The sequence below is a fragment of the Stenotrophomonas maltophilia genome (assembly GCF_039555535.1).
Lineage (GTDB): Bacteria > Pseudomonadota > Gammaproteobacteria > Xanthomonadales > Xanthomonadaceae > Stenotrophomonas > Stenotrophomonas maltophilia_Q.
Genome location: NZ_CP154630.1, coordinates 3458164 through 3482961, shown reverse-complemented (window position 1 = coordinate 3482961; position 24798 = coordinate 3458164). Strand labels below are relative to the sequence as shown.

20 protein-coding genes are annotated in these 24798 nt (G+C 63.3%); 8 read left to right on the top strand and 12 right to left on the bottom strand.

The window, feature by feature from the left end:
* Positions 1-22: 22 nt before the first annotated feature.
* The 4 genes from AASM09_RS16135 to AASM09_RS16120 all read left to right on the top strand — a co-directional run bounded on the left by AASM09_RS16135 (position 23) and on the right by AASM09_RS16120 (position 4500).
* Entirely contained in the window at positions 23-553 is a 531-nt protein-coding gene (locus tag AASM09_RS16135; RefSeq protein ID WP_343368493.1) for a hypothetical protein, read from the top strand.
* A gap of 268 nt (positions 554-821) precedes the next feature.
* Positions 822-944, top strand: coding sequence for a hypothetical protein (locus tag AASM09_RS16130; protein WP_255211731.1), 123 nt, complete (start codon positions 822-824; stop codon positions 942-944).
* A 195-nt stretch (positions 945-1139) separates the two neighbouring features.
* Positions 1140-2612, top strand: coding sequence for an ankyrin repeat domain-containing protein (locus AASM09_RS16125; RefSeq protein ID WP_323162908.1), 1473 nt, complete (start codon positions 1140-1142; stop codon positions 2610-2612).
* 151 nt (positions 2613-2763) lie between these two features.
* On the top strand, positions 2764-4500 hold the full coding sequence (locus tag AASM09_RS16120) for a type IV secretion system DNA-binding domain-containing protein (protein ID WP_323162907.1): 1737 nt from the start codon (positions 2764-2766) through the stop codon (positions 4498-4500).
* Between the two features lie 76 nt (positions 4501-4576).
* Here the strand turns inward: AASM09_RS16120 and AASM09_RS16115 are convergent, their stop codons facing one another.
* On the bottom strand, positions 4577-5005 hold the full coding sequence (locus tag AASM09_RS16115) for a GIY-YIG nuclease family protein (RefSeq protein ID WP_343368492.1): 429 nt from the start codon (positions 5003-5005) through the stop codon (positions 4577-4579).
* Between the two features lie 76 nt (positions 5006-5081).
* Here AASM09_RS16115 and mobF point away from each other — a divergent pair, with 76 nt between their 5' ends.
* A complete protein-coding gene (gene mobF, locus AASM09_RS16110; RefSeq protein WP_343368491.1) occupies positions 5082-8117 on the top strand; it encodes a MobF family relaxase in 3036 nt (1011 codons plus the stop codon).
* Positions 8118-8289: 172 nt separating this feature from the next.
* On the opposite strand, the gene AASM09_RS16105 is transcribed toward mobF, so the two are convergent.
* From AASM09_RS16105 to AASM09_RS16075, 7 genes are all read right to left on the bottom strand, one after another.
* Positions 8290-9396, bottom strand: coding sequence for a hypothetical protein (locus AASM09_RS16105; protein WP_343368490.1), 1107 nt, complete (start codon positions 9394-9396; stop codon positions 8290-8292).
* 115 nt (positions 9397-9511) lie between these two features.
* The gene (locus AASM09_RS16100; RefSeq protein WP_343368489.1) at positions 9512-9991 is read right to left on the bottom strand and encodes a GIY-YIG nuclease family protein; all 480 of its coding nucleotides are present in this window, start codon (positions 9989-9991) and stop codon (positions 9512-9514) included.
* Positions 9992-10125: 134 nt separating this feature from the next.
* Positions 10126-11817, bottom strand: coding sequence for a YadA-like family protein (locus AASM09_RS16095; protein WP_343368488.1), 1692 nt, complete (start codon positions 11815-11817; stop codon positions 10126-10128).
* Between the two features lie 64 nt (positions 11818-11881).
* Complete coding sequence (locus AASM09_RS16090) at positions 11882-12643, bottom strand: M15 family metallopeptidase (protein ID WP_343368487.1); 762 nt, start codon at positions 12641-12643, stop codon at positions 11882-11884.
* A 184-nt stretch (positions 12644-12827) separates the two neighbouring features.
* Entirely contained in the window at positions 12828-13799 is a 972-nt protein-coding gene (locus tag AASM09_RS16085) for a hypothetical protein (RefSeq protein ID WP_343368486.1), read from the bottom strand.
* Positions 13790-14494, bottom strand: a complete 705-nt coding sequence (locus tag AASM09_RS16080) for a hypothetical protein (RefSeq protein ID WP_343368485.1) — start codon at positions 14492-14494, stop codon at positions 13790-13792. Before AASM09_RS16080 ends, AASM09_RS16085 begins: the two co-directional genes overlap by 10 nt.
* 662 nt (positions 14495-15156) lie before the next feature.
* Positions 15157-15549, bottom strand: coding sequence for a barstar family protein (locus AASM09_RS16075; protein ID WP_049426709.1), 393 nt, complete (start codon positions 15547-15549; stop codon positions 15157-15159).
* 182 nt (positions 15550-15731) lie between these two features.
* Here AASM09_RS16075 and AASM09_RS16070 point away from each other — a divergent pair, with 182 nt between their 5' ends.
* From AASM09_RS16070 to AASM09_RS16060, 3 genes are all read left to right on the top strand, one after another.
* Positions 15732-17954, top strand: coding sequence for a methyl-accepting chemotaxis protein (locus AASM09_RS16070; protein ID WP_049426716.1), 2223 nt, complete (start codon positions 15732-15734; stop codon positions 17952-17954).
* Between the two features lie 165 nt (positions 17955-18119).
* Entirely contained in the window at positions 18120-18488 is a 369-nt protein-coding gene (locus AASM09_RS16065; RefSeq protein WP_049426710.1) for a glycine zipper 2TM domain-containing protein, read from the top strand.
* A gap of 151 nt (positions 18489-18639) precedes the next feature.
* Positions 18640-20016, top strand: a complete 1377-nt coding sequence (locus AASM09_RS16060; RefSeq protein ID WP_049426711.1) for a hypothetical protein — start codon at positions 18640-18642, stop codon at positions 20014-20016.
* Positions 20017-20061: 45 nt separating this feature from the next.
* On the opposite strand, the gene AASM09_RS16055 is transcribed toward AASM09_RS16060, so the two are convergent.
* The 4 genes from AASM09_RS16055 to AASM09_RS16040 are packed head-to-tail and all read right to left on the bottom strand — an operon-like array spanning position 20062 to position 24770.
* Positions 20062-21189 (bottom strand): ABC transporter permease, encoded by a 1128-nt coding sequence (locus tag AASM09_RS16055; RefSeq protein WP_049426712.1) that lies wholly within the window; start codon positions 21187-21189, stop codon positions 20062-20064.
* A complete protein-coding gene (locus AASM09_RS16050) occupies positions 21186-22373 on the bottom strand; it encodes an ABC transporter permease (RefSeq protein ID WP_049426713.1) in 1188 nt (395 codons plus the stop codon). The genes AASM09_RS16055 and AASM09_RS16050 overlap by 4 nt, the downstream gene beginning before the upstream one ends.
* A complete protein-coding gene (locus tag AASM09_RS16045; protein ID WP_049426714.1) occupies positions 22358-23371 on the bottom strand; it encodes an HlyD family secretion protein in 1014 nt (337 codons plus the stop codon). Before AASM09_RS16045 ends, AASM09_RS16050 begins: the two co-directional genes overlap by 16 nt.
* Positions 23364-24770: a TolC family protein gene (locus AASM09_RS16040; protein ID WP_049426715.1), complete on the bottom strand. Its 1407-nt coding sequence runs from the start codon at positions 24768-24770 to the stop codon at positions 23364-23366. Before AASM09_RS16040 ends, AASM09_RS16045 begins: the two co-directional genes overlap by 8 nt.
* Between the last annotated feature and the right edge of the window lie 28 nt (positions 24771-24798).

Below are 24798 nucleotides of genomic sequence, written 5' to 3'. Positions count from 1 at the left end.
CATTTCCTTGAAGGAGGACTTTATGAGCAATACCCACCTCGATGCCTTGAACGACCTGCTGGGCGCTCGCGATAAACGGCGAGCCATGCTGGCCGGAGAGCGTCCAAACGACCACCAACCGCAGAAGAAAGCAGCCTTCGACCAGTCGCTGGCGAAGGACCAGGCCGATATCCAGGAGAAGCAACAAGCCGTGTTGGACTGGGCCAAGCAAGCCAAGCCCGACGAGATCACCGACGCGCGTGAGCGGTTGCACGCACAGGTGCAGCAGCGCGCTGAAGACGCGCCCAAAGACAAGCACGCCCAAGTGGTGTTCAGCACCGTGGACGAATGGCGACAGAAGCGCCAGCAGAAGGACGGAGGGCAATCCTTGGGGGAGAACATCCCCATGCTGACTGCGGCCCAGCGGCAGCAAACCATGGGGCCTGGTAAGTTGGGCTACGCGCACTACGCCGCCAGCGCGAAGAAGGAAGCAGACTTCATGAAGCGCTATGAGGCGAACTTCGACTGGGACAAGCACGAGGCCCAAGTCCAGAAGAACATCTACCGTCAATGACGGTCCATTCCCCGCGCCGCATCCAGGGCCCTTCGGGGCCCTTTTTTTGGGCGCGTTCCCTTGTTTGTGAGTGGATCGATCTACCCATAAAAGCAAACGGCAAAAGCGGCTCAAAGCAAGAAACGGGGTGGGGGTTGATCATCTGGGGAAGAGAGAAAAAAGATTTGACTAAACATCAAAAGTGTCGATCAATCGAGATTTTCAGGGTTGCCAGTTTTATGAGATGTGGTTGACTGTAATCAGTCAAACACAACCGGGGGAGGTCCCTATGTATATTTTTGCCGATGCTTACGAGTTCGCCGTAGACAACGTGGGAAACCTGCTGTTGACGTTGGGTGCGTTTTCGGTGGTGAGCTACGTGGCCGCCAACGTGGCGGGGTTGCTGGCATGATGGCGTGGTTGAAGGAGGATTTGGAGCAGATGGATCTGCACACCGTCTCGCTTTTCCTACAAACCGGGGTTTTGGTTGGCGCGGCTTTCATTATCAAGATCGCTTGCTGGTTGCCAAAACCGAAAAAGACGGTATGCAAAGGGGATGGAACCCCAACACGACAACCCAGCAGGCAACCCAGGTGGGGGCGATTTCTTGAATCGTCCCCACGAGCCGTTGCTTCATCCCATTCTCCACCCCCTGACGCTGGCCCAGTTCTACGGGAAGCATCACGAGGCCGCCGCTGCCGCCGACGCGCGGGAGGCGTTGGATCTGGCCACGCGGTTCTGCCGAGAGGCCCAGGTTTCCGGGTTGGACACCCAGACCGACGCGGGTTTTGACTGGGTGCTGACCCCCAGCCGTTTCTCCAACCGCATTTCCCTGGAGCTGGGCAACCGAGCTGGAGGAACCAAGGTTCACGTCGAGCCCGGCATCACCCCCTCGCAACTGGACGTCACAATCCACGCGGGCGTGTTGGGCCACACCCGGCTTGCTCCGGCTTACCTCAACCTCCCCAGCGACGAGCGCGCCGGCCTGCTGGCCCAGCTCCAGCAATCCATCGCAGAAGTCCAAGCCAACCGAGCCGCCGCTGACCAGCTCCAGCTCCTGCGTGCCCAGCCCGAGTTGCCGCAGGAGGCCCCGGCGCTTCCCCAACTGGACATCGCCGGACTTCTCCAGCGCTACGAGGTCCCGGAAGAGCAGGCCAAGGCCACCGAGCAACACCTCATCCAAACCCTGGGCGGAACGCTCTCCACGATGCACGGAAGCGAGGTCATCGCCGCCGCGCACCAGCACTGCGAACACCCGGGGCTCTACGGCGCACCGTTTCAGACCTGGCTTTGCGAAAACAGCACCCTGGGCAACTTGGCCGCGGTCAATGCTTGCCTGGCGATGGGCGCCGATCCGAACTGCCCCAATGCCCGAGGATTGATGCCCATCCACCTGGCCGCGCGCCAGGGCGAGGGGGCCATCGTTCGTCGGTTGCTGGAGCATGGAGCCGACCCCGCGCTCACGGCACCCAATGGGCAGACGACGTTGAGCATGGCTGAAGGCCACCGGGTGGCCCAGACCTACGTCGCGCTGGGCATGCAGCGCTCGGTCCAAAACTACCCGGCAGGACTGATGGAGCGTTACGGAGCTACGCCTGAGCAAGCGGAAGCATTGGAACTGAAGCTCATCGACGCCCACGGACCCCAACTCGCCCGCTTCCATGTGGCGGAACTTCTGGCGTCCGCGCACGCGTTCCATCCCGAGCTGACGTTCAACGTCCCTTCGCAAACGTGGCTGGAAGAAGGCATTTCGTTGAACGCGCCCGAGGTGGTGGACGCAGCGCTGCACCTGGGGGCTGACCCTAACCAGCCCGACGCGATGGGCGACCGTCCGCTTCACCAAGCCGTGCGTTCCGAAAGTCACGTCATCGTCCGCCGGCTTCTGGAAGTCCAAGCTGATCCCTCGCAGGTGAATCACTTCGGCCAGGCCCCACTGCATCTCGCTGCGCAATGGAAGCAGGCCCGCGTTTGCCTGGAGCTCATGGCCGCAGGCGCGGACCCGGGGCAGTTGGATCGGGAGGGGCGCAAGCCGGGCGACGCTCACCGGGAGAAGGCACGTGAGCAAGTCCACGATTTATGACTGCTGGAGCTGGACGGTCCCGTCGAGCATCGAACCAAGTCGGGCCGTCCGCTATTGGCCCCGGGCCCTGCTGTCTGGGGCGTGTGTGGCTGGTCTGGTCTTCCCAGCAGCGCTTTGGTTGGGCTGGCAGGTGCCCAGCAGTCACACGCTCATGAACTTCAACCAGGCCCTCACTGGCAGCCTGGCAGCGCTGGGCAACCTTGCCACCGGCACGATCTCATTCCGAGAGCCTGCCGCCGCATTCTGGGAGGTGGCCAAGGAGCAGGCCACGTTTGGCACGTTGGCACGGGTCGGCGTCGCCGCTTGCTTGGCCGGGTGGGCGTCGGCTTGGGTGACGCGTCGGGGGTTAATCCCGCGCTCAAATACCTGGCATGTGTCCGGCGCTGAACTGCTGCAGGGGGAACGAGCCCTGGCCGAGGCCCGCCGCCGCTCGCTCACGAAGAAAGAACAGGCAGACGAGCTGCATGCCTTGTCTCTGCATCCCGACTGGATCGCAAGCAAGAAGCTTTGGGCCCGGCACATGTTCATCTACGGCAGCGTGGGCAGCGGTAAGAGCGTCATCCTCAAGCACCTGCTGGAGCAAACGGTCCGTCTCAAAAAGAAAAGTTTCATCTACGACATCAAAGGGGACTTTACGTCCATTTTTAAGCACCCGGTCATCGTCTGCCCCTTCGACAAACGCAGTTGGATCTGGGACGTGGGCCGTGACGTGGCGACGCAAACCCAGGCTGCCGCGTTCTCCCAAAGCATCATCCCCCCGGAGGAGGGCAGCGGCGCATTCTGGGCGTCTGCGGCGCAAGCCTTGCTGGAAGGGTGCGTGCGCGAACTCCAGGCCACGAAGGGCAAGAGCTGGGGGTGGGCAGAGTTGGCCGCGTTGGTTGCCCGTCCCGCTGAACCGATGGCTAGAGCGCTTTCAATCCACTATCCCCGCGCCGCCGCGCTCATTGCCAACCCCGACAGCAACACCACCAGCAGCTGTATGGCCGTGCTTGCCAACGGCACCGCGGTCATTGAGCGCCTGGCCTTGGCGTGGCCGGAGCGTAAGTCAGACCGCATGTTCTCCATGTTGGATTGGATCAAGGACGACTACACGGGGCGCAAGCAAGTGATCGTCCAGAGCGGCCCGGACGAGGTGCTGGCGCGCAGTTACATCTCGGCCATGATCAACATCGCGGTGCCGGAGATCATCTCGCCCAGCCTGCCGGATGACGAAGCCGGGCGCTTCCTGGGCTTCTTCTTCGACGAACTCACTTCCGCCGGTCGGCTCAACATCGAGCCGTTGCTGGCCTTGGGACGCTCAAAAGGCGTGGTGGCCTGCATGGCCGTGCAGGATTGGTCACAGGTCGAGAGGGTCTACGGGGACAAGACCGCGCAAGCCTTTTCAGGGTTGGTCGGCACACACATCGTGTGCCAGCTCCAAATCGGCGAGACCCGGGAAAAAATCTCCCGGAACTTGGGCAAGCGCACCGTGGCTTGGCGCACGCATGATGACAAGGCGACCGTCCACGAGGAGTCGAAAGCCGTTGTTCCGCCGGGGCGGCTCACTGACGACTTGGGCCCACGCAATGGCAGCGCCTATGGCTCCGAGGGTTGGGGCATCCGGGCCATTGTGCAGACAAGCCGGGACCCACTCTTGCTGGACTGGCCTGGCGTGAGCTATCCGAAGGTTCGAGATGGACAGAAGCGGGCACGGTGGACGAAGCAGGGCGCGCGCCCGGTGGAGCAAAAGCCCATGCCCCCGAGCGACGCGCAGAGCGCCGCAGAGGTCCAGCGGGTCTTGAAGATGACCGCCGACCAGGTCGCCGCGGAGCTGCAAAAACGCGGTGCCACGCCGCCGAAGCTCCGCGCGGTTTCAAATGACGAGCTGGAGGCGATCTTTCGGAAATAGATCAATCGCTCTCCTCATCCTCCCGACCGTAGTCCGGTGACAAAAACTCGAAACTCTCAAGTCGGTCGCAGTTGATTCAGTGATACATGTGAGAAGCGTCTTGGAAGTGCATGCCGCAGAAAGACCCGCAAAAAGGGCAGCACTCCTCGAACTCCAAGTCTCCCCAGTTCCAGACACCCATGTATTCAGGTATGCCATCTCGGTCATGGCCGACGATGGCGAATGAGTCCTCCGTTGTCCCTACGAAGCCGTCAATGCCATAGTGCGACAGGATTGGAAGGGCATCAGCTGGGTCGATGTGAAACCACTCGCCTCGACCACGGAGGATATTGAGGCGTTGATGTATTTCCCTTTCGATACGCACATCGTCATCAGTGCGAATCCACCCTAGGAGTTGCAGCTCCCTTGGGTTGCCTGTCTGTAGATTCCTACGACGTCGCTCAATGTTCTTGGCACGTCCAACCTTTACCTGTTCGTTGGTCTCTTCTATGAAGAAATAGATCACGTGAAGCCCCTATACCGTATTGCTCATTCGAGCATTTCTGCTAAGCATGTGGAAGAGAACATGCACTGGGGGACCCATGATCAACCGAACCACACTCAAGCGAAATGCCAGCGGAACCCAGGGTGGCTGCGCGTCCATTGATTACCTGCTTGCCCAGGAACTCGCTAGGGAGAAGGCTCGACAGGTGGTGGGTTACTACGACTTGCCAGCACCAAGCGATGGAGCCGAATCCCGGTTCTATGGGGGCCTGGCGAAACACCTGGGCCTGGCCGAGCAGCGCGCCACCAAGGAGCTGATGCTCCCACTGACCGATGGGTTCGACCCCAAGACGGGGCGTGCGCTATGCCACAACGCGGGCGACCGCGGCCAGATCCGAGTGAGGAAGGACAAGACGGGGAAGCCGCTACAGAAGGACGGCAAAGACGTGACTTACTTGGCAGGTGGGCATCGCATTGGCTACGACATGACCATTTCCGCGCCGCTGGATGTCAGCGTGGCGTTTGCCCTGGCTTCTGACCCCGCAGAACAAGAAGCCATCCACGCTGCGCACCGCAACGCGGTCCAGAGGGCGATGGAAGCCTTCGAAGCCATGTCCGAAACTCGCCGCAACAAGGCCGGCAAGGATGTCATCGGGGTTGATGGGTTGATCTGGAGCTCTCACCACCACTACGCCGCCCGAACCGATGAGGCGACCGGCGAGATGGGGCCCAGCCTCCACACCCACAACCTGCTTTACAACCTCAGCCTGGGCAGTGACGGTGGCGAGGCCAGCCTCTCTGCTGAAGAGATCTTCCGCTACCGCAAAGCCATAGACGAGGTCTACAAGACAGAGCTCTACCAAGGAATGAAGGCGCTGGGGTATGGAGTGGACCGCATCCGTGAACTGGACGACGACGGCCAGGAAACCGGGCGCGTCTACGCTCGGATCGCGGGTCTGGACGAGGAGGTGACGGATCGCTACGGCAACCGCCGCAAGGAAATCCTGGCCTACGCAGCCAAGCACAACGTGTCTAATCAGCAGGCCACGTTGGCCACGCGCAAAGACAAGGACGAGCCGCCCTACCACGAGCTGATCGCGCACTGGCAGGACACGCTGAAAGACTTCGACGTATCCACGGCAAGCTTGAAGCAAGCCAAGGGCAACGCGCACGAAATGGAGCAAAAATCCCCGGCAGAACTGCTGGAGCGGCTCCACGAGACGGACGCCATTTTCTGCGACCACAATCTCCTGGAGGTCTTGGGCCAGGAATACGCCGGCAGCGTCACCGTGCCAGAGCTCTACAGCTTGGTTGAAGCGTTCAAGAAGGAGCACGGCCTGGTGCTGGTCAACCCCATGCGCCTGCACGACGACGACAAGGGCGACTCGCTGGCAAGGCGGCATACCCAGGAGCGCTACTGCGCCCCGTGGATGCTCCAGATCGAGCAGGAGGTGGTGGCCTTCGCGATTGAGCGAGCCAAGGAAACCCATCACCACGTGCCCCAGGCTGACGTGGACCGGGTGGTGGAAGACTACGAGAAGGCCAAGGGCTTTCAGCTCTCCAAGGAGCAGCGCCACGCGCTGGACCACATCACCCAGGGCAGCGGGGGCGTGGTCAATCTTTCCGGGCTCGCCGGAACCGGTAAAACGACGATCAGTGAGTGTTTTCGGGCAGCTTACGAAACCCAAGGATTCGAGTTGCTGGGCGTCTGCGTTTCCAACGCCGCGGCCGAGAAGCTGGAGGCGGAAAGCGGCATGTCCAGCGTGAGCATGGCGCAGATGCTCCATGACCTGGACAACGGAAAGATGCAGTTCCGCAAGACGGACGTCATTGTGGTGGACGAGGCAGGCATGGTCGATGCGCGCAACACCCACAAGCTTTTCAGCTACGCGGCCAAGGCGGGGGCGAAGGTCATCATGCAGGGGGACGTGGAACAGCTTCAGCCCATCGGGGCGGGCTCGGGCTTTCAGCTGACCAAGCAAGCGGTCGGCGATGCCAAGCTCACCGAGATCCGACGCCAGGGCAAACAGGAAGACCGAGACACCGCGTTGTCGTTCTACGCCACGGACGAGCACGGCCAGGTCATCGATTTGAAGAAGGCCAGCCGTTCACGGGCGCAGACCCTCGACAAGGGCAACGAAATAAAGGCCCGGTTGCTCGACACCATCCGCGAAACGGCCACGGAGAAGGAAGCTCGCGAGCGGCTGCTACACGAATACTTCGAAGACCCGGTGCCGATGAGCGAGAAGCTGGTCATCGCCCATACCCGAGCCGACGTGGCCGCGCTCAACGCCGGCATCCGGGCCGGGTTGAAAGAGCGTGGAGAGCTGGGCCAGGACGAGGTGGTGATCGAGGCCCGGGACAAGGGGCGCAAGTTCGACCTGGCGTTGTCCAAGGGCGATCAGATCGTCTTCACCGCGAAGAACAAGGACCTGGGGGTCATCAATGGCACCCAGGCCGTGGTGGACAGCATCAAGCCCTCAAGGGCGGGCGGCTACGACATCAGCGTGTCCATTCGCTCGGAGACCAAGGGCGACGGGCGGCGGCTGACGTTCAACAGTTTTGAGATGAAGAGTTTTCAGCATTCCTACGCAGGGACAGTGCATAAGAGCCAAGGCCAGGGCAAGCGGGAGGTCTACCACCTGGCGAACCTGGGCATGCTCGACGCCCACAGCGCCCTGGTGGCCTTTACCCGTCTCACGAAGGGTTCCTACCGCATGTATGCGACGTCCGATGACGTGGAGCGGTTGAACGAGCGGCTCGGGTTGGAGCGCTTGAAGGAGACCGTGCTGGACGCTGGCTTGGTCAAGGACACCAAAGCCGCGCAGCGCAGCGGGGCCAAGGTGACGTTGGACGACTTGCTGAAAAAGCAGGTCGGGGAAGTAGAGCAGAAGGCATCCAACCGCCCGGGGCAGCAGCGCAGCGGCGCGGAGGTCAAGTTGGATGCCCTGCTGAAGGAGCACCAGGAGCAGAAGCAAGCGAAGCTGGCCGTGGCGAAGATGAGCGAATCCGAGCGCAAGGCCCGCCAACTGCTGGAGGTGTTCGAGCTGGCACGAGGACAGAAGGCCAAGCCCGTGTTGCCGGTCGCACAGCCCGTCCAGCGCGAGCGGGTGCGCCAAGGCATGGATCGGTGAGTAACGCAGGGTTGCGGCGGAAGCCGCAGCCCATGGCTTTTCCCTCTCAAGACGCTTTTCAGGCGCGGCCCTCTGGCCGCGTTCTTTTCAAGAGCCGGCGGCTACTCGCCGCCGCAGTCTGAAAGAGGAAAGGCGGGTGGGCGTCGGCTTCCGCCGGGCCCCTGCTCCCGTATCAAGCTCGGTTCTTCACGATTCGGTGGTTATGAAGCGGGCGGATAAAGTTGGCAGGTGACGACTTGTCCAAAGGTTGCGCCCTGACTTGGTAGAGGCCGCTTTCGCACTTGCGAAGGAGGTCTGCCTCGTCAGTGACTTCAACCGTTCCATCCTTTGTATTCCCTTGCTTTGCCAGGCGGAAAGCCACGCGTCCCGTGTCTTTGTTCTTCATCATGACAGGAACGACCTTCTTCCCATCTCCGCGGACCAGGTGGAAGGTCTGGGCAAAGCGGTCATTGGTGGTGCTGGTCATCGGAATGCTGTCCTTGGCGACTGGGGCCTGGGTTGGAGTGCTTGATGCAGTGGGGCGTGGGGGCTTTGTAACGGCAACGGTCGGTGCGATTGCAGATGGCACCACAGGGGCTGAGCCAAGGGCCTTAAGAGCCAGCTGCAGCTTTCGCCCTGACGCGGATCCCATGTCCCCGCCCAGCCAGTGCTTGAACTCACCGTTGGCGGGGCTCGGGTGCGCAGCGAAGACCCAGGTCCGGCCCTGCGCAGTGAATGCCACCTCGTTGATGTTCCGGTAGTCGGAGAACCGGTCTGCCATCAGGGCCTTGACCCCTTTGATGTAGGCATCCGTGGTTCCCAGCATCACCACCTTTTCGACGCTGGCAGGCAGCGGGCTCAAGTGCTGCTCCACACAGGAGCGCGTGACCTGCCGGGTGAACGTCGCCGAAGCCGCCTTGGGCATGATGGTGCCGCTGGTGGTCAGCTTGCCGTCGATGTCCAGCGAGAGGCCGCAGCGAATCAGCGACGCGGCACCCAGCCAACGGCTTGACGCCGAGAGGGCTTGATCGACTGTCTCCGTTCCCAGGTCGATGCCCAGCGCATCCAGAACCTGGCGTAGGCGAGGGCGCATGCCGGCGAAGGCAACCCCGTCGAAGTTACCTGACTGAGAGGCGGAAATCTGAGTGGCGCCCTTGGAGAATCCCAGCACAAGAACCGTGGGCTCGCTGGTGCCCCAGTAGCCTGGATTGGCGCGTAGATGCCATGGCCCCTCAACGCGCAAATCGCTGTTGGAAGCGTGGCAGTTTCGGCAAGCCTGCCATCCGTGTTGCAGTGTCATTGAAGCCCCTGTTGTTTGTGAGGGCAACATATTTAGGACACGTTCCGTAGGCGCGCAACAGATTTCTTTAGGCAGTTTGTAGGCGATACGAGCGATTCCTATTTGAGCCCTCGCTTCACCGACCAATCCCAAAGGCCAGCAGCACCAGCAGCAGGACACCGGGGTAGACGAAACACCACTTGAACACCGTCCACCCAATCCCGCTGCTCCCCATGCTCCCACCCCCAGCCGGCGTTGGCGCAGCACCAGGCCACGTATAGCCCGCAGCCAATGACTTCATGTGCCCCGTGGTGCGGCGACGCGGATTGCGGATGATGAGGCCCGGCGGCTTGCTATAGATTCGCCAGCCATGCTGAAAGGCCTTGTAGCGCCACGCGTATTCGTGAGCCTCCGCATTGGCCTGGGTGCCCGTCATGCTCGACAGCGGCACGAACGAGAATCGGCGCCCCTGCCAGCCCCCACGAGCACTGCGGTGCTGCTGCTCGCGTTGCTTTAAATCGACGGTCTGCCCCACGTAGCAGCACCCGTTGTCAAAGAACAACCCGTAGAGATGGCGTGAGCGAGGCAGGTATTTCTGATTGCGTTTCCAGTTCAAGGGCCCTCCGTAAATGGGTATATCTACATACCCATAAAAGAAAGGCGGGTTTCGTCAAGAGGCCCAACGAACAAGGGCCCCGAAGGGCCCTTGCCGAGATCGATCACCTCCTTTTTCCACCCACGCAATCGTTATCAACGCCCCAGGTTGATGCTGATCCCAAGCCCGGCCACCGGCTTGTTGCCAGAGCCGAAGGACAGGCCCGCCGAGACGCTGACCTTTTCAGACACCCGAGCACCCCAGCCCACGGCCATTGCAGCACTGCCTCCCGAGAATCCCACGCCCACGTTCAGGTTCACCAGGCCAACGGCCGTGCCCCCGTTCTGCGCCGCAGCGGTGGCCATCTGGCTCATCGCGCCGAGTTGCGCGCCCAAGCCGTTGATGCGGCGATCCTGGTGCCGCAGGCGGCGGTCCGTATCGACCCAGCGGTCATCCCACACCTGCTGCATTTCGTAGACCTGCCCACCGTTCACAGCATCCGTGGACCCGCGTTCGATGCGCCCCGGAGCCACGCTGGTCACGCGCTGATTGCCCGCGTTGACGCCCGAAGTGGTCACCGAAGCGCCGCCCTGAACCGTCACGCCGTGGGCGTTGACCGTGGTCTGGCCGACCTGGACCGAGCCCGCGTCAGACAGTTGAACGTTGTCGCTGACCGCCACGGTTTGGGTGCCATCCGCGCTCTCGGTGACTTCGATGTTCTTGCCCGCCTTTACAGTCGAGCCCGCGCCGGTCCCGGCGGTTCCATCCATCCCATCGGTGCCGGCAGGCCCTTGAACCCCTGGCTCCCCTTTTAGGCTTGCCAGCCAAGCCTGTTCATTGCCTTGGAAGCCGTTGGCCAACGCCACCTCGTAAGCGCTCAACCCATCTGCGCCACGCGGGCCTGGCGTGCCCGAGCCACCGCCTGGATTCTGCTCTTGGACAGTCAAGCGACCATCAAGATCATCCATAGCGGCCTCGACAGTGTTGTAGGTGGCTCCACTACGGAACTGAAAGATGGGCGCGACAAAGTTGCCGTTGACGAACGTGGCACCGCCGCCCAGCGCTTGGGCCGCCTGACGGACCTGTCCAAGGTTTGCGACGTCGGTGTCCGAGGTGCCGGCGCGGACGTTGGTGATTCGGCGGGTGCTCTGGCCTCCGTCCTCAGAAGTGGATCCCACGCTGACTTCGTCGCTGGCCCAGCATCGGCTATGGGAGCCCAGGGCGACGCAATCTTGCGCTCGTGCTTCTGCCCCGGCGCCCAGTGCGACAGACTGGCGCGCGTCGGCGACCGTGGAGGAGCCAATGGCGACTGCATGATCCGCGTTGGCTTCTGCCAAGGTGCCCTGAGCCAACGACGAGTTGCCTCGCGACCGGCTGAAGTAGCCCAGCGACAACGAGAGGTCCCCGCTGGCTTGTGACTGGACACCAGCCGCCAAGGAATGGACGCCGGTAGCCGCGGATTGCGCTCCTAGGGCCATGGCCGCTTCGCCCCCGGCGTAGCTCAGCGTGCCTACCGCAACGGCGTTCACCGCCGTGGCATTCGCGGCTTGGCCCATCGCAATGGAGTTCGCGCCGGACGCTTGGGCATTCGTGCCCGACGCCACTGCGTTGTCTGCGGAGGCGTTGGCTTGAACACCGGTGGCGACGGCCCCGTTCCCGGAGGCATTGGCATAGGCCCCCGTTGCAGTGGCATTCGGGGCTAAGGCTTGGGCGTATTCCCCGGTCGCCGTCGAGTTGGGGTCCGAAGCCGTGGCCCCGGTCCCCGTGGCGGTTTGAGCAAACGATGGTGAGGAAAACAACGCGGCCCCCATCAAAGCCGTCAAAATCGAAATGCGAAGCGAAGCCATGAAAACCCTCCGAGTATGGATTGATACTTCATCCATAGCAGGCGATTTCATTTCCGCAAGGCGATCATCCGATCTTTTTCAATGTGTTAGGAAAGGTCGCAAAACAAACCCGACGCGGGAGCGTCCAGTTCCAGGCCATCCGGTTTTCATTGCCCCACGCCAGACACTCCGTTTCCATGCCAGCAGGACACCAGGCCGGAGCCAGCGCCCGGGCCAGCACTTCAGAAGAGGGTGTCCCGGTCACTGGAGGAAACGCGCCCGGCTTGCGTCCCTGCCGGTAGGCCCACTTGGCCTGGCCGCACTCGGCTTTCAGTTCGACGTGGGGATAGTCTTTCGGGTTGGTCCACCGGCCGCCCCAGTTCAGCCCCACGATCTCCGCCAGCTCGCCAAAGCGTTGATAGCCGGCCATTACATAGGCATCGTCCAGGTTCCAGCTCGGCTCGCCATTGACGAAAACGGCGGCATCCAATGCGAGGCCGAAGTTGTGGCAACTACTGTAGGCACCAACCGTCGTGACATTAGAAGCTGAAGCGAGTAGCGCAGCTTGCCGCTCTGGCGAACGGTAGCCCTCGACCGGGCGGACGTCGTAGCCCTCTGCTGCGAGTTGAGCTTGGACGGCTTCAACCTTTTCCCGCAGCGCTGGGGAAACCCCTTTCCACATCCTTTCACTTTTCGGATGGAAGAACCGGTAAATGGCGCCGTGCGGCTTAGGGGTTTGGTAGATCCAAGGGGTGCTGGGCTTGGGTTTGGGTTTGGGTTGAACGGTCGAACACCCGGCCAAGGCCAGGCAAGCCAGGATGGCGGTGATGGTAAATCGGGACTGCATGCTTTCCTCCCAGAAAGATCGTTGGATGCTTTCAGGGATAGTGGATTGTATGGAAAGCGCAAGGCGAAAAAAATAAAAAGCCCCCGAGTCATCCGGGGGCGGGGGCTTAATGAGGCATGGGGAGGTAAGAAAGCATGCCTCATTTAGTTAATAGCACGCATCAAATAAAAGTCAATCCAGGTGACTACGCCGCAATCACCACGATCTCTCCTGTCGTCGCCGCTTCGTTCACAGCGTCGACATCGAAGTGTTCGAGGGCGAGAAGGTCGGCCTGGTAGGTAAGGGCAGGGATGGCTTGCTGCCCCTGTTGGATGAAAGAAGTCACCTTGCTCAGCTGATCTTCGGTGATGCTGAAAGCGAACTGGCGATCCGAGGTCAAGGCCTGCACGCGGCTCCCGTTGAGTTCCTCCAGATCCTGCGCAAGGTTCCGAAGGGTTTCTTGCCCGCGCTCGCGGGCTCCCACCTTGGTCTGGATATGGGAGAGGAACAGGCCAAGGTTCACTAGGCGGTCTTGGAGAACCTGGATATCAATCAAGCGAGCTTCGTTGTTGCTTGCTGCCTTAACTGCGTGGCGCTGCAACACCAGCTTGGTGAACTGGTATTGCTCGTGGAAATCTTGGATCTTGTGCTTGAGGAGCTCCGTGTCGCCTTCCTCAAAGTGCTGTTGGCAAGCCAGGACCAGGCCGCGGAACCTCGCCTCATCCATCAGCAAGCTACGCTCGTGGGCCTCGCTCACCAGCTGAAATGTCTGGGCTATGCCAGCGGACTGGGACTCGATTTGGCCACTGATCTTGTTGAGCTTTCTACAAACAATGACGAAGCCTGCGGTTGTGACCGCCAGGTTCAAGCCAGCCATGGCGAGGTTTGCCATCTGCAGGGCCTGAAGTGAGCCCATGCTCTGTTGGAGGACATCAATGCCGCCCTGAAGGTTGCCCATGCTTTGTTGCATGGCGGCCTGCAGCTGGGAAATGCTCTGCTGGGCCTGCTGCGGGTCGCTCGGGAATACAAGGTGCGCGGCGATCTGGCCCCCCTTGCCAGTTCCCGCGGCGTATCGCACCACGCCACCAAAAACGTTCAGCTCCTTAGAGGCGATACGCGCAAGGATATCTTGGAGCTTGGGCAGACCACGCGCCAGCTCCGCATTGGTCACAGACATGCTTTCAGCCTCTCGGAATAGTGTTGGAAATCGGCGTCAATGCGCTTGCGACGAATTTTGGCGATCTGGAGAACAGCTGGCACTGTAATGCGGAATGCTGGGCCTGTCGCTTCGTAGAGCGAGTATCCCGCGGCCCCAACAGCGACAGGGCCTGCGACAAGCGATGCCGCACGAGCGCCCAAAGCGGATGCAAAGCCTGCTACTCCACCAGCGGAGGCCAAGCCTGTTGCCCTCCCTGCGTTCTGGACTAGCTGTTGCACCACCTCGTCGATGACCGAGTTCGGCGTGGTCTCGCGAGCGCCCTCTGGAGTTGCATCGTCGGGCGAGTATTTCCCGATGGCTCCCGCAAGGGCCAACTCTTCGAGAGCATAGACGTCGGCGCCCTCTGGGATCTTGCTACCCAGCTTTTTAGCAACGTCTTTAACTAGCTCCGAGTATTCAACCCCGTAGGACCGGTAGGTGTTCATCAGGGTGTTGCCGCCGAAGTCGCAGATCTCCTTTTCCAGGACATCAGCAATCGACTGAAGGGCCCCGTCGGCCTTTCTCTTAACGATGAGCGCCTTGATGCCAGAGTTGAGCGCGAGCCGCCCCTTGCCGTTGTCGGTGATCAAGTCAGCCAGAACGTCCAGATCTTCACTGCAGGCTTGAGAAAGAAGCTCGGCCAATGGCCGGTTCCGTGGAACGCTGAAATCCATGTTATCCCCTGTATGTTGCCTAACCCGTCTCTCTCTTAGCGTCTGGGCTCTATCTAGAATCGGCCCATCGGATCGGATTCTAACCAAAGCCACCGTAGTCTCGGTCATTGGAGTCGCACCGAAAGAGATCGGAAGTTCGGTCACTGGGAAAAGCGCGTGCATCGCTTCTCGGCCATGAAGAGCGAGGGGCGGGCGATGTTGAAAGTCAAGGCGGCTCAGGGGCCCAACCGCGGCGGCGCCGCTGTCATGATGTCGATCAGCCCATGCGGCTCCTCAGTGTTGAAAGGGTTCAGTCCCCCCAGCGCGTCTAGCGACCGCCATTTGATGTCCTTAGGAGGTCGGGGGATGACTCCAGGATGAAGGCTATAAGCCGGGCCACGGTTCAAGGGCTATGTAGTGGTGGTGTAGCGATGGTGGCCCTCAATGGATAAGTTCTCGGAAAAGGCTCAAAAAAACATATAGATGGAATACATACGCCCCTGATGCTTCATCAGCGGGGTGTGTTCGGCGGACTTGTCTTTGGACATGGCACTCGTGGATCAGGGCATCCGGTCGCGCCGGAGGGCGGCGACGGCGGAGCAGGTACAGGGCCGTCCATGGTAACTGCTGGGGCTGGGGGACGCCGCTGCCGATGATGAGCAAAGTACGTGCGGGGCACGCAATCAGGCCAGGATGAGCGTGATCTGCCGGTGGCTGGCGAATATCTCCATGACGATCTCGAAGTAGGTCTGGCCATCGCCCCGTTGCAGGGCCTGCAGCTGGTGGGTGATGGCCTGCGCGTTGAAGTGACCCGGCCCGTCGAGTTTTGCCTGCAGCCAGCGGCGGGTGGCATCGACGCCCAGAGCCGCGCGGCTATGTGCGATGTCGCGCCAGACGAGGGTGACCTGATCGTGGCCAGCCAACGCGCCATAACCGCCATGCAACAGGTCGTCCAGCGCATCCAGGTTCGGCCCGAGCTGCCAGTCCTCGCTTGCCATGAACACGCGGTTGAGTTCGGCATGGAGGCTGCCGATGTCGTGGATCGCACTGCCTTCAATCTGCAGGGTAAGGGGCATGAAAGGATTCCTGGTGTGGAAAATCAAAGATAATCGTTTCGAATATGAATGCGGGTTAAGATACATTTTTCACGATTTTCCTCGCAGTTGAAGATATTCACGAAGGTATATGCGGAAAAGCTCTTAAAGATTCTCCCGGTCGCGCCGCCACCGATCGTACGGCCATGATCAAGGGAATTGAGATGCTCGCCTTACGCAACCTCCGAGTGGGATCCCGGCTGGGTGCCGGGTTTGGTCTGCTGCTGCTGTTCATCGTGGCCATCGTTGGCCTCGTGCTGTACGGGAATCACCTGAAGTCCGCCCAGTTCGAGAAGGTGGTGGACGTCAACATGGTGAAGATGCGGCTGTTGAACGACATGCTGGATACCAACAACGCGGTGCTGATGCATCGCCGGCTGATGGTGATCAAGCGCGGCGAGGATTTCGACAAGGATTATCAGAAGGCGCAGGAGCTGTCGCAGACCTACGATGGTATCTGGGCCAGGTACATCAAGATTCCACGTGATGCCACCGGCGATACCCTGGTGGCGAAGATCGAGGCGGCGCGCAAGGCTACCGACGCTTCCACCCAGCATCTGCATGAGCGCATGAGGGCCGGCGATTTCGACGGCGCGGCCAAGGAACTGCTGGCCGAACATGGCCTGGCGACGGCCTGGAATGAAGCCATCTCGACCCTGCTGCGGCATCAGGAGGCGCTGACAGCGCGCAGCCGCGAGGAGTACCGCGCGACCGAATCCTGGACCGGCACGTTGTCGATCGTGTTCGGGGTGCTGAGCCTGATACTGGGTTCACTGGCGGCGTGGGCCATCACCCGCAGCCTGACCCGTCCGCTGGCAGGGGCGGTGAAGCTGGCCGACGGTATTGCCGGTGGCCGCCTGGACAGCAGCATCGACGCCTCCGGCAACGACGAGGTGACCCAGCTGCTCCGATCAATGCAGCGCATGCAGGCACAGTTGCAGGCGGTGATGGCGGCGCAGGGCGAGCTGGCCCGCCAGCACGATGCGGGTAGCCTCAGCTACCGCATGGATGAGAGCGCTTTCCCCGGCGACTACGGGCGCATGGTGCACGAGACCAATGCGCTGGTCGGCTCGCACGTGCAGGTGCAGAACCGGCTGATCGAAGTGATGAAGCACTACGCCCGTGGCGACCTGTCGGTGGACATGGATCCGTTGCCGGGCGAGAAGGCGGCGATCACCCAGGCCATGGACGAGACCAAGACCAGCCTGTCGGCGATCAACAGCGAGATCCGCCGGCTGGCGACGGCCGCGGCGGCGGGCGACTTCAGCCTGCGCGGCGATGAAGATCGCTTCGCCTATGATTTCCGCGACATGGTGGCCGGGCTCAATCGCCTGATGCAGACCACCGACGAGAACCTGGTGCAGGTGTCGACGCTGCTGCAGGCGATCTCGCGCGGTGACCTCACCGTGCGCATGCAGGGCGACTTCCACGGCGTGTTCGCCCGCATGCGTGATGACTGCAATGCCACCGTCGATCAGCTCAAGCAGATTGTCGGCCGTATCCAGTCCAGCGCGTCCAGCATCAACCTGGCGGCGGGCGAGATCGCCTCGGGCAACACCGATCTGTCGCGGCGCACCGAGCAGCAAGCGGCGAACCTGGAAGAGACGGCGGCGTCAATGGAGGAACTGACCTCCACCGTGAAGCAGAACGCAGAGCACGCACGCCAGGCCAACCAGCTCGCCATCGGTGCGCACGGTGTCGCGTCGCAGGGCGGCGAGGTGGTCGGCCAGGTGGTGACCACCATGTCGGCCATCGAAGCCTCCTCGAAGAAGATCGCCGAGATCATTTCGGTCATTGATGGCATCGCATTCCAGACCAACATTCTGGCGCTTAACGCTGCAGTGGAAGCCGCTCGTGCCGGCGAGCAGGGCAGGGGCTTTGCGGTGGTGGCCAGTGAGGTGCGCACACTGGCGCAGCGCTCGGCCGGCGCGGCCAAGGAGATCAAGGGCCTGATCGAGGATTCGGTCGGCAAGGTCGCCGATGGATCGGCGCTGGTCCGCCAGGCCGGCACCACGATGGGCGAGATCGTGGCGTCGGTGCAGCGCGTCACAGACATCATGGCCGATATCTCAGCCGCATCGCAGGAGCAGAGCTCGGGCATCGAACAGGTCAACCAGGCCGTGGTGCAGATGGACGAGACCACCCAGCAGAATGCCGCGCTGGTGGAAGAGGCCAGCGCCGCAGCGCGTTCCATGGAAGAGCAGGCCAACCTTCTGACCGAAGCGGTGTCGGTGTTCCGCACCGGGGCAGCCGTGGCAGCCGTATCGGTCCCGCGCGCGCTTGCGGCGGTAGCGGCCTCGGTCACGCCGGTGAGACGCCCGGCGGTGCTGTCACCGCGCATCGAGCCGACGTTGGCTGCCAATGCGGGTGGTTGGGAAGAGTTCTAGCAACAGCGCATGCCGGTAGGGAGACGGCGCCCATCGCGATGGCTGATCGCGATGGGCGCAACTTTCTTCCTGAACGCGCGATGGCCGATGAGGCGGCGGACACGCGTATTTCACTTCAGGTTGCCAGCCCCGGGAGGAGACTTGCGCCATACCGGACCTCAGGAGATGGCCATGAAGACCTCGACCCGACTGCTTGTGCTGGGCACCCTGCTGGCAGCAACGTCCGTTGCCGGCGCGCAGACCTACGGGCCGCGCGACGAAGGACGCAAGTTCAACGATGGCAGCCGAGTGGTCTGCAAGAACGTGGAAGTGCAGCGCAACTCGCGCGATCCCAACCGTATCGCCGGTACCGCCACCGGCGCGGTGATTGGTGGTCTGCTGGGCAACCAGGTGGGCGGTGGCAATGGCAAGAAGCTGGCCACCGTGGCCGGTGCCGTAGCTGGCGGCGCGGCCGGCCGCCAGATCCAGGGCAACAGCCAGCAGAAGAACGGCGACCGCGTGGTCGAACGCCGCTGCGAACGCGTCTACCGCTGATCGGTTACAGCCAGACCTCGTTTCCCCTTCCACACCGCAGTACGTATTCCCCCAACGCCGGCCCCGTGCCGGCGTTCGGCGTTGAGCGGCCCCGTATCGCGGAGCGCAGCCCGGTGTCTATACTGCGCGGACTTCAACGGATGAACGCCCAGTGAACGAATCACCCCTGGCTGAGTCGCGCGCGCCGGCTGTCGAGGTCGATCCAGCACCGGAAGCTGCATCGCGCTTCGGCCGACTGCGTGAGCGTACCGACGAGCTCGAACTGTTCATCTCTGGCCTGCTGGCGTTCGCACTGTTGGCGGTACCAGGCTACCTGTTCGATGCGTGGGCACGCAGCAGCCTGCACACGGAAGGCATGTACTTCCAGGTGCTGTGGTTTGGTTTCAGCATCAGCGCGGGCATGTGTTACGTGCTGGCGGTAGCGCTGATCGCGCACCTGACCGTGCGCGGCTACTGGATAGGCCTGATCGGGCTGAAATCGCACTTCCCCAAGGGCATCGACTGGGAACGGCTGCCGCAGATGGGCCCGGTATCCCGCGCCTTCCTCAAGGCCCGCGACGGCGGCCTGGACGGCAGCATCGAACGCGCTGATCGTTTGGCCACCATGCTCTTTTCCACCACGCTGCTGGCGGTGCAGACGCTGGCCGGCACCCTGGTGATGGCCGTGCTGACGTTGTGCGTGGCGATGGCGATCAGTGCGCTTGCCGGCGGTTCCGACCGTGTGGCCATGATCGTGGTCGGTACCGTGCTGGCCAGCCTGCTTGTGCTCGCACTGGTTCCTGCACTGCTGGAGCGTGTCATTGCGCGCCGGCAGCGGCGCGACCAGGCCTATCACGGCCTGCAGCGGTGGCTGCAACGCTTCCTGGCGGGCCTGCAACGGATTCCCCTGCTGCGCCTGATGCAGACCATGCAGCTGACCCTGCAGAGCAACCTGCGCTCGCGTTCGTTCATGGCGGTCTATCTGCTGGCGGTGATGGTGGCCATGGTGCTGGGCGCGGTGCAGGTGCTGGGCTCGGTGAAGTTCTCGCTGTTCAACCGCTACCAGGTGATGACCGACGAGGCCGTCGAACACGGCATGTTGAGCGCGCACTACGAATCGATGCGTTCGGCGCACGATCAGCTGCTGCCGTATCCGATGATCCCTTCGGACACGATCAGTGGTTCACGCCTGCGTGTGTTCATTCCACACCGCCCCCAGCGCGACAACCCGCTGGCGCGCCAGCACTGCACTGCCTCGCCCGCCGCACGCGATGAAGCGACCGGCGCAAAGGCCGCCAGCGCAGCGGTGGAGTGCCTGTCGCGGTTGTGGCGGGTGCAGCTGGATGGCACGCCGGTTGACCTGCACGACTTCATGCCGATGGAGCGCCGCGATCTCGACATGCGTGGCCTGGTGGGCTATCTGCCCATGGCGACGCTGGCACCCGGACGCCATGACCTGAGCCTCGTCTGGAATGCCGAAGGGGGCGAACGCGGCCCGGAGCGACGCCGCGAGTACCGCATTCCGTTCTGGTACGCGCCCGACCCCTGAATAGGGGACGGAGGGGATCAAGTCGCAATCCCTCAACCTTGCCGTTTACGACTTAATCCCCTCCGTCCCCGTTGGGGCGAGGAGGCGCCAGGCGGCGAGGCTGCCGTAGAGCAGCAGCAGGACGGTGAGGGTGATCAGTTCGTGGCTGACGTCGGCCAGGCGGGCGTCCATCTGGTTCAGGCGCACCATCAGGTTGATGCCCGAGGTGGTCGGCAGCAGCTGTGCCAGCCAGACCAGCGGTTGCGGCGTCATCACCGCCGGCCATGACAGGTTGGCCAGGAAGAACAGCGGGATCGAGGTGGCGATGATGTACTGGAAGGCGCGCTCGCGGGTGCGGAAGAAGCTGCCGACGAACAGGCCGAAGGTCACCGTCGCCGCAATGAACAGGGTGCCACCCAGCAGCTGGCCCAGCGGGTTGCCACCGCGTGGATAGTCCTGCACCCAGGCAGTGAAACCGGCATACCAGAACAGGCCGAACAGGCCGATCAGGCCGAAGCCCAATGCCATGCCCGCCAGCGTCGGCAGGTCGAAGCGCAGGCGCCGGCCGAGTGCAAGGCGGCGGCCGCCGAGCAGGACGCCGATGCCCATCAGCAGCGTCTGGTGCACGATCAGTTCGGCCACGCCGGGTACGATGGCGCTGCCATAGCCTTCTTGCGTGTTGTACAGCGGGCGCTGCACAAGCGTGACCGGCGGTGCCTGCGGTGGACCCATGAAGGCGGCCTGGCCGACCACGGCATCACGCCCGAACGCACCCAGCGCATCAGCTACGCTGCCCAGCACCCAGCTGGCGCGGCCCAGGTAGGCACCGTTGCCAAGCAATACCAGCTTGGCCGGATGGCCGCGCAGGATGTCGCGCTCCAGGTTGGCCGGGATCACGACGATGCCTTCGGCATGGCCGGCTTCGAGCTGCCGGCGTGCGCTGTCGACGTCCGCCGGTTGCCCGACCACGCGCGCGACGCGCAGTGCGTCGAGCTTGCGCAGCAGCTCGCGGCTGGTCGCGCTGTGGTCTTCGTCCACCACCAGCACCGGCAGGTTGCCGGCCACCTGGTGCCGGTAGGCGGCTGGATAGAAGAACGAGTACAGGATCACCGCACCGACCATCACCACGATCGCGTAGCGGTCGCAGAGCACCGCCATCAGGGTCTGCCGCAGGCTGCGCCAGAGTGTGCTCATGCGTCCGTCCCCGCAGGCTGCGCGGCTTCGGGCGTGCGCGCGAAGGCGATCAGGCGCAGGCCGCCGATGCCACCGGCCACCGCCGTCATCAACAACAGCGTGGCCAGCGGCCATGCCGAAACCTGCAGCGGCGAACCGATGAACTGCTGCTGGGTCTGCAGCTTGATGTAGGCGCTGAGTGGCAGCAGTTGATGCCAGATGCGGGTGAACAGGGGGCCATCCAGCACCGGGAAGGTGGCGCTGGAGAATGCCAGCGCGGTGCCGATGCTGAGGCCGACCGCCGACAGCGCGGTACCCATGTCGCGGGTCACGCCGACGAAGAACAATGCGTAGGCGGCGGTGGCCAGGTAGAACAACGGTTGCGCGAGCACCAGCAGAAGTACGCTGCCGGCCACGCCATCACCGCGCAGCCAGGCGAGGTAGCCGATGCCGAGCGCGCCATACAGCGAGAACAACAGGATGTACGGCGCGACCTTGCCGGCAATCGCAGCCCACGCCGTGCGGTCCAGCCAGGCGGGCAGGGTGCCGTCGCGGATCTCGCGGCCGATGCTGCCAGCCACGGCAAGCGCCAGCACCAGCGACAAGACTGCCGGGAAGATCAGCGGCAGCAGGAACAATTCGTAGCTGCGCGCCGGGTTGTAGAGGATGTCCGACTGCACCGCGATCGGTGCCGCACGCAGCTTGCCCGGACCGACCTGCAGGCCGATGCGCTCGCGCAGCAGGCGCGCGTTCCAGGCCGATACCGCATCGCCGATATCGCGCGCCGCAGATTGGCCGGTGGTCATGTAGGTGGCGTTGTAATAGGCGAACACCGTGCCCTGTCGCCCACGCAGCGCCTGCCGGGTGACATCGCGCGGCACCAGCACGATGGCGAACACGTCCAGCCTGCGCAGCTGCGAACGGGCGTCTTCCAGGTCCACCGGCTGGCTGGCGATGCGCACGCCGGGGCTGGCATCGAGCATGCGCAGCAGCAGGCGGCTGTCACTGCTGTGATCGAGGTCGACCACGGCGATCGGGATGTCGCGCATCACTGAAGGCGTGAACATCCACGCCATCACCGCAAGCATCAGCAGCGGCAGCACGGTGACCAGCAGCAGGTCAGCGCGGTTGCCGCGCAGTGACTGCAGCTCGCGCCGCCAGCTGGCGGCGAAGCCGCCGCGGCCCGGGCTCAGTGCTGGGGCCATGCGAACAGCACGCTCATGCCGGGGCGGAAGCCCTCGATGCGGCGTACCGGGCGCACCCGCACCTCGAAACTGCGGACGTCGTAGCCGGACGACTGGCGGGTGGTACGCCAGGTCGCATAGTCGCCGGCAGGGTTGATGAAGTAGACCTCGAACTCGCCGTCCAGGCCGAGTGCCGGCACGTTGCCCTGCAGCTTGCTGCCGACCTTCAGGCCCTGCATCTGTGATTCGCGCAGGTTCATCGCCACCCACATGCGATCGATGTCGACCAGGGTGAATACCGGGTAGCCGGCCGGCACCAGTTCGCCCGGGTCGGCCATGCGCTTGTTGATCTCGCCCGCCACCGGCGCGCGTCCTTCGACTTCGGCACGGGCGGCGTTGACTTCGGCCACCGCGCCCTGCGCCTGCTGCACCTGGCCCTGCGCGGCACGCTTGTCTTGCTCGCGTGCGCCGGCCAACGCCATGTCGTACTGCGCGCGTGCGGCACGCGCCAGTTCGCGCGAGCTGGTGGCCTGGGCCTGCGCTTCATCGCGCTTCTGCCGGGTCATCACCCCTTCGTTGAACAGGTTCTGCACGCGCTGGTAGGTGGCCTCGGCCAGCGTCGCACCGGCTTCTGCGCGCTTCCAGTTCGCTTCGGCGGCGCGGATGTCTTCGCTGCGCGCGCCCTCGTCGGCCTTGTCGGCCACTGCCTGTGCGGCGGCCAAAGCGCCGTGCGCCTGCTGTTCCTTGGCGGCCACTTCGGGGCTGTCGAGCAGGAACAGCACCTGCCCGGCCTGCACGCGGTCGCCCTCGCGCACCTTCAGTTCGGCCACGCGCGCGGTGATCTTGGCGGCCACGTTGATGGTGTCCGCATCGGCCATGCCCTGGATCTGATCGGCCGGGCTGCGCCAGGCCAGCCACAGGCCGAGCACCACTGCGACCAGCAGGACCACCAGCAGGATCGGTCCCAGCCGTCGCTTGCCCGGGGGCGTTTTCGCTTCGTCGTGCAGCACATCACTCATGGTCGATCACCTCGTCCGCACGGCGCCGGTATTCTTCAAAACGGTCCATCTGTCCACTGACCTCCAGCAACTGCGCCAACGCAATATCGTATTGGTAGGCGGCCTGCGCGCGCTCGACACGGGCACCGCCCAGGCCGAGCCGTGCGTCGATTACATCAAGCGAAGTAGCCTGGCCCTCGCGGAACGCCAGCTCCTGCAGGCGCAGGTTTTCCTGTGCCTGGGCGATGCTGCTGTCGAGCAGCACGTACTGCTGGCGCGCAGTCTCCAGTTCATTCCAGGCCTTGCGCACGCCTAGTGCGACCTGGTTCTCGGCTTCGCGCAGGCCGGCTTCGGCCTGCTCCTGCTGCGCGCGCGCGGCGCTGATCTGCGCCGGCCGAGAGTTCGGCGACAGGAAGGTGTACTTCAGGCCGATGCCGAACGCCCAGTCCGGATCGGTCAGCATCTCGTCGCGGCGGCGGAAGTCGTATTGGCCGAAGGCGAAGATCTGCGGCTTCAGCTTGGCCTGCTGTACACGTACGCCTTGTTCGGCCTGCGCCACCATCGCTCGCAGGCGCGCGATCTGCGGCTGGCGCGCCTGCGCCGTGCGCTCGAAGCTGGTCACGGGTTCCAGCGGCACGCGCTGCACGAACAGCGGCGACACCGGCTGCACCTCGCCGCCACTGCGCAGCAGCGTGGCCAGCGCGGCCTTCAGCGTGGCCAGGTCGTTCACCGTCTTCTGGTACTCGCGCTCGGCCTTGTCACGGGCCACGGTGGCCTGCAGGCGCTGGGCACGGGTGGCGAAGCCCTCGCGTTCCAGCTTTTCTGCGTCTGACAGGTGGCGATTCAAGCCATCGCGCACATCACGGCGTACGTCCACCGCCTGCTCGGCAAGGCGCTGGCCGAAATAGGCCTGTGCCAGCTGCACGGTCAGCGATTGGCGCTGTGCCTCGCGCTCGGCACTGGCCTGTTCGTGGGCCGCGCTCGCGGCACGTTGAGCGGCCGGAATCACGCCGCCGGTGTACAGCGGCAGCACCGCGGTGACGACGGGACGGGTACGCCAGTCGCGCTCGGTGAACGACAGTGGTGAATCGATGCCGAAGGCTTCAGCCACGGGGGCCAGCGAGCCCAGTGGCAGGGTGAGGGTCTTCTGGAACTGCAGGCGGCGCACTTCACCGGTGATCTCCGGCAGGCGCAGCAGGCGGGTGGCGTCCTGCAGGTCCTGCTTGTTGCGTACCGCTGCATCAGCGGCTGCCAGTGCATCGGAGACCTGCTCCAGGCGTTGCCGCGCCTGTTCCCAGTCCAATGCAGGTGCGTCGTTGTTGTTCTGCGCGGACGCAGCAATTGGCAGGCAGGTCGCCAGCGCCAGCGCCAGCGCGGCATTCGCCCGGTGCATCCTTGTACGTCGGCCGATCACGCCCATGCCGTCCCAGTGGTAAAGAAGTGCGCAA